The sequence below is a fragment of the Nocardioides exalbidus genome, assembly GCF_900105585.1.
Taxonomy (GTDB): Bacteria; Actinomycetota; Actinomycetes; order Propionibacteriales; family Nocardioidaceae; genus Nocardioides; species Nocardioides exalbidus.
Map to the genome: position 1 here is coordinate 730,081 of NZ_FNRT01000002.1, position 16,464 is coordinate 746,544.

Sequence of the window (16,464 nt, forward strand, 5' to 3'; positions counted from 1 at the left end):
GCGGTGCTCCACCCGCCCGTGGCACAGTGGCCCGGGTGAGCGAACTCATCGTGCCGCGACGTTTCTGCGGGCCTCCCGACTCGGGCAACGGGGGCTGGACGGCGGGTGCCCTGGCCGCCCTCGACGAGCCCGACTCACCCGACAACCGGTGCGACAGCTGGCCCGCCATCGAGGTCTCGCTGCGCCAGCCGCCGCCCCTCGACACGCCCCTCCTCGTCGGCCAAGACGGCGGAGTGACCACGGCGTCCTTCGGCGGTACGCCGATCGCGACGGCGCAGCGCAGCGACCGGGACCTGGCCGAGGTGGAGCCGGTCTCCCCCGAGGTCGCGGCCGCCGCCTCGTCGTCGTATCCGGGACTCACGTTCCACCCCTTCCCCACCTGCTTCGCCTGCGGCACGGCGCGGGAGGAGGGCGACGGGCTGCGGATCTTCCCCGGCAAGGTGGGGGACGCCGGGCAGGAGGGAGCCGGCGACCTCGTCGCTGCTGCCTGGACGCCGCACCCGAGCCTCCACGAGGACTGGCACACCTACGTTGACGACGTCCCCCGCGCGTCGGTGGCGGTGACCTGGGCCGCGCTCGACTGCATCGGCGGCTGGGCCGGCGACCTCACCGAGCGGCTGATGGTGCTCGGGCGGATGACCGCGCGGGTCGACGACCTGCCGGTGATCGGCGAGCCGCACGTCGTGGTCGGCGAGGGCCGCGGCCAGGACGGCCGCAAGACCTTCACCGCCTCGACGCTGTACGACGCCGACGGCCGCGTCGTCGCCACCGCGGAGCACATCTGGATCGCCGTCGACCCGGCGATGTTCGGCGGTCGGGTTCCCAGCCGGTGAGCCGGGGTTTCGACGTCCTCGACGAGACTTGAGACGATGGGGCGCATGGCTGATGTGAACGATCCAATCCGCAGCGACTGGTGGCGCCACGCCGTCGTCTACCAGGTCTACGTCCGCAGCTTCGCCGACAGTGACGGCGACGGCATCGGCGACCTGCCCGGCATCACGGCGCGACTGCCGCACCTCGCCGACCTCGGCGTCGACGCGCTCTGGATCACGCCGTTCTACACCTCTCCCCAGCACGACCACGGCTACGACGTCGCCGACTACGAGGACGTCGACCCGCTCTTCGGCACGCTCGCCGACGCCGACGACCTCATCGCCCGCGCGCACGAGCTCGGCCTGCGCGTCGTGGTCGACCTCGTGCCCAACCACACGTCCAACGAGCACGAGTGGTTCCGGGCCGCCCTGGCCGCCGGTCCGGGCAGCCCCGAGCGGGCCCGCTACCTCTTCCGGGACTCGCCGGAGGGCAAGCCCGCCGGCACTCCTCCCAACAACTGGAGCTCGGTCTTCGGCGGCCCGGCGTGGACGCAGGTCGACGACGGCCAGTGGTACCTCCACCTCTTCGACTCCTCCCAGCCCGACCTCGACTGGCGCAACCCCGAGGTGCCGGCGATGTTCGAGGGCGTGCTGCGCTTCTGGCTCGACCGCGGGGTCGACGGCTTCCGCGTCGACGTCGCCCACGGCCTCTTCAAGGAGGCCTCGCTGCGCGACCAGGTCGTCGAGCCCGGCGGGACGCCCGTCAGCGGTGCCGGCGAGATGGTCGAGCGCAAGGTCACCGACGAGCCGATGTGGGACCAGCCCGAGGTGCACGAGGTCTACCGCTCGTGGCACCGGATCCTCGACGAGGCCGGCCCGGACCGGATGGCCGTCGCCGAGGCGTGGACCCAGACCGTCGAGTCGATGGCGGCCTTCGTGCGACCCGACGAGCTCGACCAGACCTTCAACTTCGCGTGGCTGCTCGCCGACTGGTCGGCCGAGTCCTTCTCCGAGGTCATCACCAGCACGCTCGCCTCCGTCGAGAGCATCGACGCGGCCCCGACGTGGGTGCTCAGCAACCACGACGTGATGCGCCACGTCACTCGCTACGGCGGCGGCGCGCAGGGCCTCGCGCGGGCCCGCGCGGCCACGCTGACCATGCTCGCGCTGCCCGGGTCGAGCTACCTCTACCAGGGCGAGGAGCTCGGCCTCGAGCAGGTCGACGTCGCGCCGGAGGACCGGCAGGACCCGTCGTACCTGCGCACCGGCGAGGTCGGCCGCGACGGCTGCCGGGTGCCGATACCGTGGGGCGGCACGGAAGCGCCGTACGCCTTCGGGCCGGGCACCGCGCAGCCGTGGATCCCGCAGCCGGCGGACTGGGCGCCCCTCACCGTCGAGGCGCAGGCCGCCGACCCGTCGTCGACGATGGCGTTCTACCGCGACGCCCTGCGGATCCGCCGCGACTTCGCATGGACGGCCGGCGAGGACGTGACGATGCTGGACGCCGGGGACGACGTCGTCGCCTTCACCCGCGGCCCGGTCACCGTCGTGCTCAACTGCGGCACGACCCCGGTCGAGCTCCCCGAGGGCGAGCTGCTGCTCGCCAGCGGTCCGGTCGACGGCACGCTGCCGCCCGACACCGCCGCCTGGCTCCACTGACGCAGCTCCGCCCCCGGGGATCCGTCATCCCGATCCGCGCAGATGAGTGCGACTTCAGATGACAGATCGCCCGGAGGCGGGTGCGGTGCTCGAGCTGAGTGGCCTCAGTCGTCGCTGAGCGCGGTGTTGTACGCCGACAGCTGGGCGGAGAACGTCGCGAGGTCCTCGTCGGACCAGTCCGACAGCCGCGCGTCGAACCGGTCGCTGCGGCGACGGCTCATCGCGTCGAGGCGCGTGCGGCCCTCGTCCGAGGCGTCGAGCAGGATGGCGCGGCGGTCCTCGGGGTCCGGCATCCGCACGACGAGGCCGAGGTCGACCAGTGCCTGCACCTGCCGGCTGACGCCGCCCTTGTCCATCCCGAAGGCGTCGGAGAGGTCGGCGCCACGCATCGGCCCCTCCTTCGCCAGGTGGGTGAGGATGAAGAACGTCATCGGGTGCAGGTCGGGGTGCACCTCACGAGCGCGCTCGCCGATGACCCGCTTGACGCGGCGGATCAGCGTGCCGACCTCGGCCTCGATGGCGCGGAGGTCGTCGTAGCGGGACCTGGTGGTCGTGCTCCTCGTGGTGCTCACGGCGGTCATTGTGGTGCTCACACCTGAGAAGCGGGTGAGACGGGGCTGACCTCGGCCATGAGCTCGTCGTCGCGCTTCACCGAGGTGCGCAGCGGCACCTCCTTGATGAAGAGCACGGCGATGAGCGCGCCGATCGCGAACGGCAGGGCGACCAGGAAGATGTGGCCGGTCGCGTCACCGAAGGCGCTCTCGAAGATCGCGCGGAGCGGTGCCGGCATCCCGGACACGTCCGGGATCCCGCCCTGGCTGTGGCTGACGGCGTCGGCGTACTCCGGGTGCGCGGCGAGCAGCTCGGTCAGCCCGGCCTTCACCGAGTCGGCGACCTGGGTAGAGAGCACGGCGCCGAGGGCGGCGATGCCGACCGAGCCACCGAGGGAGCGGAAGAACGCGACCACCGAGGAGCCGGCGCCCATGTCGGAGAGGGCGATGGTGTTCTGCACGGCGAGGACGAGGTTCTGCATCGTGGCGCCGAGGCCGAGGCCGAGGACCGCCATGAAGATGCCGGTGTGCCACAGCGGGGTGTCGGCGTCGATCGTGGAGAGCAGGCCGATGCCGAGGATGACCGCGACCATGCCGGCGACGAGCCAGCGCTTCCAGACACCGGTGGCGGAGATGATGCGACCGCTCGTGATGCTCGAGACGAGGAGACCGCCGACCATGCAGATCGACATCAGGCCGGCCTCGGTCGGGCTCATGTCCTTGGCGCGCTGGAAGTAGAGGCTCAGGTAGACCGTCGAGCCGAACATCGCGACACCGATCAGCACCGACGCGACAGTGGCGAGGGTGAGGGTGCGGTCCTTGAAGAGGCGCAGCGGGATGACCGGGTCCTTGGCCACGTTGGCCTCGACGTAGATCGCCGCGCCGATCACCGCGAGGGCTCCGACGACGAGGAGGGCGCTGGTCGTGGAGACCCAGTCGAAGTTCTGGCCGCCGAGGGAGACCCAGATCAGCAGGATCGAGACGCCGCCGACCAGGAGGAAGGCGCCGAGGTAGTCGATCGACACGTCGTCGCGCTTGACGACCGGGAGCCGCAGGGTCTTCTGCAGCACCACGAAGGCGAGGGCCGCGACCGGGAGCCCGGCGAAGAAGCACCAGCGCCAGCCGACGGTGTCCACCAGCACGCCACCGACGAGCGGGCCGCTCACGGTCGCGAGGGCGAAGACGGCGCCGATGTAGCCGCTGTAGCGGCCACGCTCACGCGGGGAGACCATCGAGGCGATGACGACCTGCACGAGTGCGGTGAGTCCGCCGACGCCGAGGCCCTGCACGACGCGGGCGCTGATCAGCACCTCCATCGAGGGCGCGAAGCCGGCGACGACGGAGCCGATCGAGAAGATGACCAGCGCCGACTGCACCAGGATCTTCTTGTCGAAGAGGTCGGCGAACTTGCCCCAGATCGGGGTGGTCGCGGTCATCGCGAGCATCGTGGCGACGACGACCCACGTGTAGCCGGTCTGGCTGCCCTGCAGGTCGTCGACGATGGTCGGCAGCGCGTTGCTGACGATCGTGGAGGAGAGCATCGCGACGAACATCGCGAGGAGGAGGCCGCTGAGGGCCTCGAGCACCTCGCGGTGGGTCATCTGGCCGTTCTGCTCGGCGCTGATGGTGGGAGCCTGGGTCACTGCGTTGCCTACGATTCTTGGTTGCCGTCCGCAATAGTTGTTGACCACAACTTTACGCCTCCGACAACCATCAGGCCAGCCGACGACGACGAGACCTGGCCCACACCGACGTCGCCCGGACATGCAGCGACCCGCAGGCGTGCTGCCCCTTCGAGAAGGGGCCCCGGTGGATGAAGACCGGGCGCCTGCGGGTCGGGTGGCTGCAGTGGATTCGCCGGCAGCTGTCGGCGGACCGGGCTGCCTAGCGGGCAGCCACCTCACTCATCCGAAAAGAACTCATTCCTCGGATCACCTCCCTTCTGTGTGCCTCGAGCGTACGTCGGCAGGCACGGGGGCTCAACGCATTAACTCCCGGACTTGCACCTGCCGCAGCGTCATGTGGTCCGGTGGTCCCACGCCCACACCCCAGCCACACGGAAAGAGGAACCACCCATGAGCTTGCCGTTCGCGATCCCGCGCCAGGTCAAGATCGGTGACGCGGCAGCGTTCGTCGGCACCACGCCCCGGGCGATCCGCCACTACCACGAGATCGGCCTGCTCCCCGAGCCCGAGCGGGGCAGCGACGACCGCCGCCGCTACGGGTACGACGACATGATCCGCCTGCTGTGGATCCGCCGGATGGCCGACGCCGGGATCGCGCTCGACGACATCCGTGCCGCGTTCACCGATCCGGCTCCGGCACAGTCCGACGGCACGGACGACCAGGAGCTCGCAGCGATCCTGCAGCGGCTGGAGGGGACCCTCGCCGCCCGCGAGGCCGAGCTGCGGGAGCAGCGGAGCGCCGTGCAGCGCATGCTCGCCGCGGGCAGCAGGAGGGGCCTGCTCTCCGACCTCGTCACCACCCGGCTCGCGGGTGTCCCCGAGGGCTCACTGCGCCAGGCGGACCTGGACACCCTGCTGGTCACCGAACGGATCTTCGGTCCGCTCGGCGCGGCCATCCAGGCCGGCCGGTTCGTCGCCCTGGCCGCCCACCCCGACCTGCAGGAGGAGTCCGACAGCGTGGACGCCGCCGAGGAGGCGCTCGACGACACCGTCGACGTCGACGACCCCCGCGTGGCAGAGGTGGCCGAGCGACGACACGCCTTCGAGCTGGCGCTGAACGCCGTCATCGAGGAGTCCGGCCAGGCGGAGGAGGAAGAGAGGTTCTTCGACTCCTGGGAGGCCTCGCAGGCCGGCGACGTCGACGCCGGACCCGGGTCCGGGCAGGGCTCGACGGGCGTCCTTGCGGCGGTCGAGCAGATGCCCTACGACTTCTCCCCGGCTCGCGTGCGGTGCCTCGAGCTGGTGGCCGAGATGCTCGCCGAGGAGCCGCTGGCCCGCTAGACGCTTGGGAGCGGTCAGCCGACGACGACCTCCTCGGCGGCCGACTCGAACTGGGAGCGGTAGAGCCGGGCGTAGGCACCGCCGACCGCCAGCAGCTCCTCGTGGGACCCCTGCTCGACGATCGAGCCGTCCTCCATGACGAGGATCAGGTCGGCGTCGCGGATGGTCGAGAGCCGGTGCGCGATCACGAACGACGTCCGGTCCGAGCGCAGCGCGGCCATCGCCTGCTGGAGCAGCAGCTCGGTGCGGGTATCGACCGACGAGGTGGCCTCGTCGAGGATCAGCAGCGCCGGGTCGGACAGGAACGCGCGGGCGATCGTGACCAGCTGGCGCTCCCCGGCGGAGAGGTTCGAGCCGTCCTCGTCGATGACGGTGTCGTAGCCGTCGGGCAGGGAGTGCACGAAGCGGTCGACGAAGGTCGCCCGGGCTGCCTCGAGGATCTGCTCCTCCGTGGCGTCCGGCCGGCCGTAGGCGATGTTGTCGCGGATCGACCCGGCGAAGAGCCAGGTGTCCTGGAGCACCATCCCGATCCGGCTGCGCAGCACGCCCCGCGGGATCGAGGTGATGTCGACGCCGTCGATGAGGATCCGCCCCGACTGCGGGTCGTAGAACCGCATGACCAGGTTGACCATCGTGGTCTTGCCGGCGCCGGTCGGTCCGACGATCGCGACCGTGCTGCCCGGCTCCGCGACCAGGGACAGGCCGGAGATGAGCGGGCGCTCGGGGTCGTAGGAGAACGACACGTCCTCGAAGCGCACCTCGCCGCGCGCGTCGGCCTCCGCGGCGGGCCGGCCCGAGGCGTCGGGCGTCTCCTCGTCGGCGTCGAGCAGCTCGAAGACCCGCTCGGCCGAGGCGACGCCGGACTGCAGCAGGTTGAGCATCGAGGCGACCTGCGTGAGCGGTTGGGTGAACTGGCGGGTGTACTGGATGAAGGCCTGCACGTCGCCGAGCGACATCGTGCCGCTGGCGACCCGGAGGCCACCGAGGACGGCGATGACGACGTAGTTGAGGTTCCCGACGAACATCATGATCGGCATGATGAGCCCGCTCACGAACTGGGCGGAGTACGACGCCTGGTAGAGCTCGTCGTTCTGCTCGGCGAACTTCCGCTCGGAGTCGGCCTGGCGACCGAAGACCTTGACGATCGCGTGCCCGGAGAACGTCTCCTCGATGTGGGCGTTGAGGGTCCCGGTGCGGCGCCACTGCTGGATGAACATGCCCTGCGAGCGCTTCATCACCGCCGCCGTGACGAACATCGAGATCGGCACCGAGACGAGCGCGACCAGCGCCAGCAGCGGCGAGATGTAGAACATCATCCCGATCACCGCGAAGACCGTGAGCAGCGAGGTGAGCATCTGGCTCATCGTCTGCTGGAGGGTCTGGCTGATGTTGTCGATGTCGTTGGTGACCCGGCTCAGCAGCTCGCCGCGCGGCTGCTTGTCGAAGTAGCCCAGCGGCAGCCGGTTGACCTTGTCCTCGACCTCGGACCGCATCCGCAGGATGGTCCCCTGCACGACGTCGTTGAGCAGGTAGCCGCCCAGCCACGCCAGCAGCGACGCGGCGACGTAGACCGCCAGCACGAGGAGCAGCACGTCGGCGACGGCCGAGAAGTCGACGCCGTCGGTGAGCTTCATCGACGCGAGCATGTCGGCACGGTCGTTCTCACCCTGCGCGCGGAGCGCCTCGATGGCCTGCTCCTGCGTCGCACCCGAGCCCAGCACGTCCTTGCCGATCAGGCCGGCGAAGATCAGGTCGGTCGCCCGGCCCAGGATCTTCGGCCCGACCGCGGTGGCGACCACGCTGACCAGCGTCAGGGCGACGACGGCGTACGCCTTGTGGCGCTCGGGGCGCAGCCGCGCGAGCAGCCGCTTGAGCGAGGGCCAGAACGTGTCGGCCTTCTGGCCGATCATCCCGCCGCCCATCGGGCCGCGGCCGGGACCGCCCGGGCCCTGCTGGATGCGCTCGGTCTCCTTCAGCTGGCCACCCTTGGCGGGGGCCTGCGACTCGGTGCTCATGCCACCTCCTCGGCGGTCATCTGGGACTGGACGATCTCCTGGTAGGTCGAGCACGTCTCGAGCAGCTCGTCGTGGGTGCCGGTGCCGACGACGGCGCCGTCCTCCATCACCACGATCCGGTCGGCGTGGCGGATGGTCGCGACGCGTTGCGCCACGATCACCACCGTCGACTCACGGGTCACCGGTCTGAGCGCGGCCCGCAGCCGGGCGTCGGTGGTGAGGTCGAGCGCGGAGAAGGAGTCGTCGAAGAGGTAGATGTCGGGGCGCCGGATCACCGCCCGCGCGATCGCCATCCGCTGGCGCTGGCCGCCGCTGAGGCTGGTGCCGCCCTGGGCGATCTCGGCGTCGAGCCGGTCGGGCATCGCCTCGACGAAGTCCTTCGCCTGGGCGATCTCGAGCGCCGCCCACATCTCCTCCTCGGTGGCGTCGGGCTTGCCGTAGCGCAGGTTGTCCGCGACGGACCCGCGGAAGAGGAATGCCTTCTGCGGCACCAGGCCGAGCCGCGACCAGAGGAGCTCCGGCTCGATGTCGCGTACGTCGACTCCCCCGACGCGCACCGCACCTCCGGTCGCGTCGAACAGGCGCGGGACCAGGTTGACCAGGGTCGACTTGCCGGCACCGGTCGAGCCGACGATCGCCACGGTCTCGCCCGGGCTGGCCGTGATCGCCACGGACCGCAGGACCGGCTCGTCGGCACCGGGGTAGGCGAAGGTGACGTCGTCGAGCTCGAGCGCGAGCCGCCCGGGGAGCTCGGTGACCGCGTCGGCCGGCGGGACCACCGACGAGCCGGTCTCGAGGACCTCGGTGATGCGCTCCGCGCAGACCGAGGCACGCGGGACCATCATCAGCATGAACATCGCCATCATCACCGACATCACGATCTGCATCAGGTAGGAGATGTAGGCGGTCAGCGCACCGACCTCCATGTGGCCGTCCTCCACGCGGTGCCCGCCGAACCAGAGCACGGCGACCATGGCGACGTTGGAGACGACCATGACCGTCGGGAACATCGCGGCCTGCCACCGGCCGGTGCGGATCGCGACGTCGGTGAGCTGCTGGTTGGCGTCGCCGAACCGCTCGGTCTCGTGCTCCTCGCGGACGAACGCGCGCACCACCCGGACGCCGGTGATCTGCTCGCGCAGCAGCCGGTTCACCTCGTCGATGCGCTCCTGCATGAGCCGGAAGCTCGGCACCATCTTGCGGACGATCAGGCCGATCGCACCGCCGAGCACGGGCACCACGGCCAGCACCAGCCACGACAACCCGATGTCCTCGCGGGCGGCCATGATGATGCCGCCGACCATCATGATCGGCGCCGACACCATGAGCGTGCCGCCCATCAGCACGAGCATCTGCACCTGCTGGACGTCGTTGGTCTCGCGGGTGATCAGCGACGGTGCGCCGAAGTGCTGCACCTCGCGGGCGGAGAACGACCCGACCCGGTGGAAGATCGCCGCGCGCAGGTCGCGGCCGAAGCCCATCGCGTTGCGCGCGGAGAACCACACCGCGGCGATCGAGCAGACGATCTGCACGAGCGAGACCGCGAGCATGTAGCCGCCGTGGCGCAGGATGAAGCCGGTGTCGCCGGTGACGACGCCCTTGTCGATGATGTCGGCGTTGAGGCTCGGCAGGTAGAGCGCGGCCATGGTGCCGACGAACTGCAGGGCGACGACCGCGGCCAGCGGGGCGGCGTACGGCTTCAGGTAGGTGCGGACGAGTCGGAGCAGCATCACGTGTCCTGGGTGGTCGTGGGGGTCTTGAGGACGCCGTTGAGGACGGTGTCCACGATGTCGGCCGCCGTGAGCGGGTGGCCGTCGGAGATGTGGGGGTGGGTGCCGGAGAAGGTCAGCAGCCGGACCATGTGCATCAGCTGGGCCGGCGGGACGCGCAGCAGGTCGCGGTGCGGCTCGGCGAGGGCCTGCAGGATGGTCGCGACCCGCTCGCGCTCGGCCTCCATGTGACGCCGCGCCTTCGGCGGACCGAGCATCCCCATCCGCGACATGAGGGTGAAGACGCGCTCGAAGCGGTGCTGGAAGAGCTCCACCACCTCGAGCAGGAGGGCACCGAGCGGTTGGTCGGGGTCGACCTCCAGGAGCTGGGAGATGAACGGCTCGAGGTCGAGCGCCTCGTCGAGCGCTGCGGCGACGAGGTCGTCCTTGGAGTCGAAGACGCGGAAGATCGTGCCCTCCGCGATCCCGGCGGCGTCGGCGATCTGCTTCGTGGTCACGGTGCGACCGTGCTCCACGAGCAGCGGGACGGTCGCCGTGACGAGGGCGGCCCGGCGGTCGTCGGGCGAGAGGGGCTTGGCGCGAGGTGGCACGCGCTCCAGACTAAGTGAGTGAGCACTCACTCACAACTCCTTCTCCGATTCCGGGGATGCCGCTCGCACCCGGTTCGTGGTGCGCTCGACCCATGACTGCCATGGACAGGTTCCTCAACTCGAAGCTCGTCGACCAGTACGGCGCCGCGCTGGCGCCGTCGTTCGACTTCGTCAACACCGCAGCCGGCGCAGAGCTCGACGTGCCCCGTGAGCCGCTCGCTGTGAGCGCCGCGGTCCAGAAGCTCGTCGCCGACGAAGGACACACCCTGGCGGGGATGAGCGACGACCAGCTCGGCATCGCGGTGATCACGAAGAAGACGCTGATGAGCTGGGAGAACGCGACCGGGATCGTCATCACGCCGTCCCCGCAGGGCTCGCACGTCCAGGTCTTCATGGAGAACATGCCCGGTCGACCGAAGGCCCTGATGGACGGCAAGAAGAACAAGAAGATGGCGCAGAAGCTCGCAGAGAAGATCAAGGCCGCCGTCTGAGCCACGCCTGACCGACGGGGCGCGTTCGTAGACTGCCGCCGTGCGCGCGAGGCGGGGGCTCCAGGTCGGCGTCGTCCTGCTCGTCCTCGCCGCACTCGGCGCCGGCATCGCGCTCGGCATCTCGAGCGCGCTGGGCATCCGGGTCGAGCCCAAGCAGGTGCCGATCGAGGAGCTGGTCGCGGCGCCGCCGCGCGACGCGGTCGCTCCCCCGCGCCTGATCGACGTCGTCGCACCCGACGGCGTACGCATGGACGCGGCGCTCGCCGAGCTCGGCGAGGCGACCTCCGGGGAGACGGACGGCACCGCGACCCTGCGGGTGTCGTACGACGACGAGGCGCTGCCGGGCGACGGACAGGGCGACGGACAGGGCGACGACTCCTACCGGCTGTCCGGCACGGACGAGCGGATCCGCATCACCGCCGGCAGCGAGGCCGGTGCCGTCCGCGGCGTCTACGACCTCGCGCAGAAGGCCCGCGCCCAGCGGCCGCTAGCGGAGGGACGCGGGCTCGTCACGTCGGCCCTGCCGTTCCGGATGGTCGACCTCGGCGCGGCCGGCGTCGACCCCGATCCGGAGCAGTGGCGCGGCGGCACCGACTACTCCCACTACTCGCGCGCGTTCGAGGACGTCTTCCTCGACGAGGCTCCCTACATCGACCGGGCCGCGCTCGCCGAGGCCCGCGAGAGCGTCCTCGCCTACGCCCATCACGTGCTCGCGCAGGGCTACAACGCCGTCGCCGTCCCGGGCTTCCTCGACCTCGTCACCTTCGACGCGATCCCGGAGATCTACGCCGACGACCCTGCGTACGCCGCTCGCGCCCGGGCGGTGCGCGACGCCTTCGGACCGATCTACGCCGAGCTCGACGACCTCGGCCTCGACGTCTACCTCCGCACCGACATGCTCATCCTCAGCGAGCCGCTGGAGCGCTACCTCACCGACGAGTTCGACCTCGACACCGAGGACCCCGGGCTCTGGAAGGTCTACGAGGCAGCGCTCGACGAGATCTACGCGGAGCTGCCCCAGCTGTCCGGGGTCGTGCTGCGCATCGGCGAGGGCGGCGGCATCTACAACTCGCCCGGCATCGACTACTACTCCGAGATCTCGGTGACCACGCCGAAGGCGGTGCAGGCGATGCTCGGCGCCTTCACCGACCAGGCCGAGCGCGCGGACAAGGACGTCGTCTTCCGCACGTGGAGCGTCGGCGTCGGCGCGGTCGGCGACATGCACACCAACCCCGAGTCCTATGACGAGATCCTGGCGGGCATCGACTCCCCGCGGCTCGTGGTGTCGACGAAGTACAGCCTCGGCGACTTCTACTCCTGGCTCCCGCTCAACGACACCCTCGAGCAGGGCGACCAGCGCCGGATCGTCGAGCTGCAGAGCCGGCGCGAGTTCGAGTCGTTCGGCGCCGTGCCCGACGACCTCGGCGTGCTGCACCAGATGGCCCTGCAGCACTTCATCGCCGCCAACCCCCACGTCGAGGGCATCTGGACCTGGACCCAGGACGGCGGCCCCTGGCGGGCCGGCCCGAGGTCGCTGCTGCTGACGACCGGCTTCTGGCAGCTCTACGACCTCAACTCCGAGACCGCCGCGCGGCTGGCGCGCGACCCCGACGCCGACCCCGCCGAGCTCACCGCCGACTGGGTGCGCCGCTGGTTCTCCACCGACCCCGACACGGTGGCCGCGATCACGCAGGCGATGTCGTACTCCCGCGAGGCGGTGACGCACGGGCAGTACGTCCCGCAGTTCGCGCAGGTGCGCGCCTTCGCGCTCGGTCTCGAGCCGCCGCCGCAGATGCTGCTCTTCGAGTGGGACATCCTCACCGGCGACAGCGCCGTGCTCGACGTCCTCTACGCGATCGCGCGCGACCACGGCGGCACCGACGGGCTCGACGGCGTCACGGCCGCGATCGACGACGGCCAGCACGCCGTCGACCTCGCCGCCACGATGCGCGACCTCGTCGCCGGGACCGACGCGACCACCTACTCCGACCCCGTGATGCGCGAGCAGCTGCTCTCCTCCCTCGACTACCAGGTCGACCTCCACGCGCTCCTCGGCGCCTACCGCGAGATGACCCTGCGGCACGCGCTGTGGCTCGACACCGGCGAGGGTCGCGAGGTCTGGGAGTCCGCGCGGGAGCGCTTCGACGCGGCGGCGACCGAGCACGAGAGCCGGTACGGCGACGACCTGGCGCTGCCGGCCTACAACCTGACCGCCGCCAGGATCGGCGAGGAGCGCGCCGCCCGCGACCTGCCGATGGCGTGGCTCGCCCGTGGCGGGCTGGTCGCGCTGCTGCTGGCGCTCGGACTCACGCGCACCGGCCGGACGATGGTGCGGACCGCGGTGACGCCGTGGCGCGAGCCGGGTCCGACCAACCGGTGGCTCGTCGTCGCGATCCCCCTCGTCGCCGTGGCGTGGAGCCGACTCGTGCTGACGTGGTTCCTCGCGCCCAGCCACCTGCTGCTCGTCGGCATCGGGTGGGCCGTCCTCGCACTCGTCGTCGGTGCCTCGCTGCTGTGGACCCGCTCGTGGCACGTGGCGGTGGCCGTCGGCGGCGCGGTGACGATCCGGTCGCTGCTCCTGCTGGCCGTGCTGGCGTGGCGCGGACCGGGCGGTTACTGGTTCGCCTTCTGGACCGAGCCGGCGACGCGGTCGGCGTACGTCGTCGTGTCGTTCGTGCTCGCGGGGTGGGTCCTCGCCGCCCTGCTCTGGGCGCTGGCGGCGCACGTCGGCAGGCGCCGGGCGACGGCCGCCGTCCTGCACACGGTGGCGCTGACGCTGCTCGGCGTCGGGTCGCTGCTCCAGCTCGTCGGCCTCGAGGACGCCCTCACCGTCTGGAACGACCAGATGGCGCTGCTGCCCTGGGGCATGGCGCGGATCCTGGGGATCACGACCTTCCTCGGCATCCCGACCGCGTTGCCGTCCTTCGTGCTCGGCGCGGCGGGTGTGCTCCTGCTGGTCGCGGCGGCGCTCGGCCTGCCGATGCGTCGACCAGCCGCCGTCCCCACGAGGACCTCGTCGCGGTGATGAAATTCGTGATGCACGTGGCGACGCCGCACCTCCCGGCTGAGCGAAAGCTTTCGCGCAGAGGCGAGGGCCACGTCGACCCCGTGCACCGGATCTTGCAGCGCCGCTAGGGAGCAAGCCGCTCCGTGACCCAGCCCGAGCCGGAGCGGCGGTAGACGAGCCGGTCGTGCATCCGGCTGCGGCGGCCCTGCCAGAACTCGACGACCTCGGGGACGACGCGGTAGCCACCCCAGTGCGGCGGGACGGGGACCTCGGCGTCCGTCGGATCGGCGCCGAAGCGCTCCTCGACCTCGGCGTAGGACGCCGACAGCTCGGCCCGCGAGGCGACCGGGCGGGACTGGGCGGACGCCCACGCCCCGAGCTGCGCACCTCGGGGACGGGAGTGGAAGTAGGTCTCGACGTCGGCGTCGTCCAGCACCGAGGCGCTGCCCTCGACGCGGACCTGTCGCTCGAGCGGGTGCCACGGGAAGAGCAGGGCGCACTGCGGGTCGGCCGCGAGCTCGTCACCCTTGCGGGAGGCCTGGTTGGTGAAGAAGACGAACCCGTCGGGCGAGACGCCCTTGAGCAGCACCATCCGGCTCGACGGCCGGCCGTCGGGGGTCGAGGTCGCGAGCACCATGGCGTTGGGCTCGTGCACGCCCGCGTCGATGGACTGCTGGAGCCAGCGCTCGAACATCTCGATCGGGTCGGCGGCCAGGTCGGGGACGTCGAGGCCCCCGCGGCCGTACTCCTCACGCAGCGCGGACAAGTCCATGTCTGGACACTAACGAACCGGGTGCAGAATGAGCCGACACCAGGAGGAGCACCATGACCGAGATCCACCACGGCCTCGAAGGCGTCGTCGCGTTCGAGACGCAGATCGCCGAGCCCGACAAGGAGGGCTCCGCGCTCCGCTACCGCGGGGTCGACATCGAGGAGCTCGTCGGCCGGGTGCCGTTCGAGAACGTCTGGGGCCTCCTGGTCGACGGCTCCTACTCCCCCGGCCTCCCGCCGGCCGAGCCCTACAACATCTCGATCCACACCGGCGACGTCCGCGCCGACGTGCAGGCTGCGGTCGCGATGCTCGCCCCGATGCTCGGCATGGGCCAGACCTACGACATCTCCGACGAGCAGGCGCGCCTCGACCTGTCCCGCGTCGCCGTCATGGTGCTGTCGTACGCCGCCCAGTCCGCCCGCGGCCTCGGCAAACCGGTCGTCACCCAGGCCGAGGTCGACCAGGGCAGGACCCTCGCCGAGCGGTTCCTGATCCGCTGGCGCGGCGAGGCCGACCCGAAGCACGCGCACGCCATCGACGCCTACTGGTCCTCGGCCGCCGAGCACGGCATGAACGCCTCCACCTTCACCGCCCGCGTCATCACCTCGACCGGCGCCGACGTGGCCGCCGCCTTCTCCGGCGCCATCGGCGCGATGTCCGGCCCGCTCCACGGCGGCGCGCCGTCGCGCGTGCTCGGCATGATCGAGGAGGTCGAGAAGCGCGACGGCGACGCGGCGACCTACGTCAAGGAGCTGCTCGACAGCGGCGAGCGGCTGATGGGCTTCGGCCACCGCGTCTACCGCGCCGAGGACCCGCGCGCCCGCGTGCTGCGTCGCACGGCCAAGGAGCTCGACGCCCCGCGCTACGAGGTCGCCGAGGCACTCGAGAAGGCCGCCCTCGCCGAGCTGCGCGAGCGCCGTCCCGACCGCGTGCTCGAGACCAACGTCGAGTTCTGGGCCGCGATCGTCCTCGACTTCGCCGAGGTGCCGGCCCACATGTTCACCTCGATGTTCACGTGCGCGCGCACCGGCGGCTGGTCCGCCCACATCCTCGAGCAGAAGACCACGGGTCGCCTGATCCGGCCGTCCGCGGTCTACGCCGGACCGAGCACCCGCCCGGCCAGCGAGGTCGACGGCTGGGACCAGGCCTGGGGCTGACTCACCCGGTGGGTGGCTGCTGCTGCGCGTAGTACCAGGACGTCAGGCCCTTCGCGCCCTGCCGGGTCAGCGAGATGTGGACGTGGTCGCGGTGGCGCAGCGTGGGCGAGCACGACCTCTTCGTGCGGCAGCTCGAGCTGAGGTAGCGCTCGGGCGCGAAGCCCCGGTAGGGGGCGTACATCCTGTCGTTCCAGATGACGTACATGATCCCCATCCGGCGGGCCAGCGCGGCCGGCTCGCCGGTGTCGTCGGGGGCGAAGATCTCGTCGAGCATGGCCTGGGCGAGCGCGGCGTCCTCCGGCTTGCTCGCGTCGAGCAGCCAGTCGAAGGCCCGCGACTCCTTGTGCTCGCTGGTGCTGGTGCCCTCGCACGAGCGGCTGATCGGTCCGTAGCCACCGCCGCGCGCGACGAGCCAGTCGGCGAGCAGCAGGATGCCGGGCTTCGGCTTCTGCCGGCACTTCGTCTGCGGCTGGTAGCCGGCGTAGGGCTCGATCGGCATCACGTAGGGCGCGGACGACGTCACGACCCCGATCCCCCGGCGCGCCGAGGAGGGGTGGTACGACGACTCCGCGGAGGCCGCGGCGGCGTGGCCGAGCAGCAGTCCGAGGACGAGGAGGACGGTCGTCGGGACCATCGCACGCATGCGCATCGCCTCGCACCACCTTCCCCAGTGATCACTCGTGACCCGAGGACCGTAGGTGGCCCGCGCAAAGC

13 protein-coding genes are annotated in these 16,464 nt (G+C 71.1%); 6 read left to right on the top strand and 7 right to left on the bottom strand.

Going from position 1 to position 16,464, the window contains the following annotated elements:
- Positions 1 to 35: 35 nt before the first annotated feature.
- A complete protein-coding gene (locus tag BLV76_RS03880; RefSeq protein WP_217630254.1) occupies positions 36 to 833 on the top strand; it encodes a hypothetical protein in 798 nt (265 codons plus the stop codon).
- A gap of 45 nt (positions 834 to 878) precedes the next feature.
- Positions 879 to 2,471, top strand: a complete 1,593-nt coding sequence (locus BLV76_RS03885) for a glycoside hydrolase family 13 protein (protein WP_175539558.1) — start codon at positions 879 to 881, stop codon at positions 2,469 to 2,471.
- 104 nt (positions 2,472 to 2,575) lie between these two features.
- Here the strand turns inward: BLV76_RS03885 and BLV76_RS03890 are convergent, their stop codons facing one another.
- Complete coding sequence (locus BLV76_RS03890; protein WP_175539559.1) at positions 2,576 to 3,043, bottom strand: MarR family winged helix-turn-helix transcriptional regulator; 468 nt, start codon at positions 3,041 to 3,043, stop codon at positions 2,576 to 2,578.
- 17 nt (positions 3,044 to 3,060) lie between these two features.
- The gene (locus BLV76_RS03895) at positions 3,061 to 4,665 is read right to left on the bottom strand and encodes an MDR family MFS transporter (protein WP_342711282.1); all 1,605 of its coding nucleotides are present in this window, start codon (positions 4,663 to 4,665) and stop codon (positions 3,061 to 3,063) included.
- A 432-nt stretch (positions 4,666 to 5,097) separates the two neighbouring features.
- On the opposite strand from BLV76_RS03895, the gene BLV76_RS03900 reads away from it, so the two are divergent.
- Positions 5,098 to 5,988, top strand: a complete 891-nt coding sequence (locus tag BLV76_RS03900) for a helix-turn-helix domain-containing protein (protein WP_090967957.1) — start codon at positions 5,098 to 5,100, stop codon at positions 5,986 to 5,988.
- A 14-nt stretch (positions 5,989 to 6,002) separates the two neighbouring features.
- Here the strand turns inward: BLV76_RS03900 and BLV76_RS03905 are convergent, their stop codons facing one another.
- Genes BLV76_RS03905 through BLV76_RS03915 form a run of 3 tightly spaced genes read right to left on the bottom strand, consistent with a single transcriptional unit; the run spans position 6,003 to position 10,323 of the window.
- Positions 6,003 to 8,003 (bottom strand): ABC transporter ATP-binding protein, encoded by a 2,001-nt coding sequence (locus BLV76_RS03905; RefSeq protein WP_090967958.1) that lies wholly within the window; start codon positions 8,001 to 8,003, stop codon positions 6,003 to 6,005.
- Positions 8,000 to 9,733, bottom strand: a complete 1,734-nt coding sequence (locus tag BLV76_RS03910) for an ABC transporter ATP-binding protein (RefSeq protein WP_090967959.1) — start codon at positions 9,731 to 9,733, stop codon at positions 8,000 to 8,002. The genes BLV76_RS03905 and BLV76_RS03910 overlap by 4 nt, the downstream gene beginning before the upstream one ends.
- Positions 9,733 to 10,323, bottom strand: coding sequence for a TetR/AcrR family transcriptional regulator (locus tag BLV76_RS03915; RefSeq protein WP_175539560.1), 591 nt, complete (start codon positions 10,321 to 10,323; stop codon positions 9,733 to 9,735). Before BLV76_RS03915 ends, BLV76_RS03910 begins: the two co-directional genes overlap by 1 nt.
- Positions 10,324 to 10,415: 92 nt before the next feature.
- On the opposite strand from BLV76_RS03915, the gene BLV76_RS03920 reads away from it, so the two are divergent.
- Together BLV76_RS03920 and BLV76_RS03925 are read left to right on the top strand one after the other, a co-directional pair.
- Positions 10,416 to 10,814, top strand: coding sequence for a hypothetical protein (locus BLV76_RS03920; RefSeq protein WP_139306462.1), 399 nt, complete (start codon positions 10,416 to 10,418; stop codon positions 10,812 to 10,814).
- 40 nt (positions 10,815 to 10,854) lie between these two features.
- Positions 10,855 to 13,839, top strand: a complete 2,985-nt coding sequence (locus BLV76_RS03925) for a hypothetical protein (RefSeq protein WP_090967962.1) — start codon at positions 10,855 to 10,857, stop codon at positions 13,837 to 13,839.
- 106 nt (positions 13,840 to 13,945) lie between these two features.
- Here the strand turns inward: BLV76_RS03925 and pdxH are convergent, their stop codons facing one another.
- A complete protein-coding gene (pdxH, locus tag BLV76_RS03930; RefSeq protein WP_090967963.1) occupies positions 13,946 to 14,593 on the bottom strand; it encodes a pyridoxamine 5'-phosphate oxidase in 648 nt (215 codons plus the stop codon).
- 53 nt (positions 14,594 to 14,646) lie between these two features.
- Between pdxH and BLV76_RS03935 the strand changes: the two genes are divergently transcribed.
- Complete coding sequence (locus BLV76_RS03935) at positions 14,647 to 15,750, top strand: citrate synthase 2 (protein ID WP_090967964.1); 1,104 nt, start codon at positions 14,647 to 14,649, stop codon at positions 15,748 to 15,750.
- A gap of 1 nt (position 15,751) precedes the next feature.
- On the opposite strand, the gene BLV76_RS03940 is transcribed toward BLV76_RS03935, so the two are convergent.
- On the bottom strand, positions 15,752 to 16,393 hold the full coding sequence (locus tag BLV76_RS03940) for a VldE C-terminal domain-containing protein (protein WP_139306463.1): 642 nt from the start codon (positions 16,391 to 16,393) through the stop codon (positions 15,752 to 15,754).
- Between the last annotated feature and the right edge of the window lie 71 nt (positions 16,394 to 16,464).

Bases quoted from the DNA above. Each gene is read 5' to 3' on its own strand.
- pdxH (WP_090967963.1), bottom strand. From the start codon at position 14,593: ATGGACTTGTCCGCGCTGCGTGAGGAGTACGGCCGCGGGGGCCTCGAC.
- BLV76_RS03935 (WP_090967964.1), top strand. From the start codon at position 14,647: ATGACCGAGATCCACCACGGCCTCGAAGGCGTCGTCGCGTTCGAGACG.
- BLV76_RS03900 (WP_090967957.1), top strand. From the start codon at position 5,098: ATGAGCTTGCCGTTCGCGATCCCGCGCCAGGTCAAGATCGGTGACGCG.
- BLV76_RS03920 (WP_139306462.1), top strand. From the start codon at position 10,416: ATGACTGCCATGGACAGGTTCCTCAACTCGAAGCTCGTCGACCAGTAC.
- BLV76_RS03940 (WP_139306463.1), bottom strand. From the start codon at position 16,393: ATGCGTGCGATGGTCCCGACGACCGTCCTCCTCGTCCTCGGACTGCTG.
- BLV76_RS03885 (WP_175539558.1), top strand. From the start codon at position 879: ATGGCTGATGTGAACGATCCAATCCGCAGCGACTGGTGGCGCCACGCC.
- BLV76_RS03910 (WP_090967959.1), bottom strand. From the start codon at position 9,733: ATGCTGCTCCGACTCGTCCGCACCTACCTGAAGCCGTACGCCGCCCCG.
- BLV76_RS03905 (WP_090967958.1), bottom strand. From the start codon at position 8,003: ATGAGCACCGAGTCGCAGGCCCCCGCCAAGGGTGGCCAGCTGAAGGAG.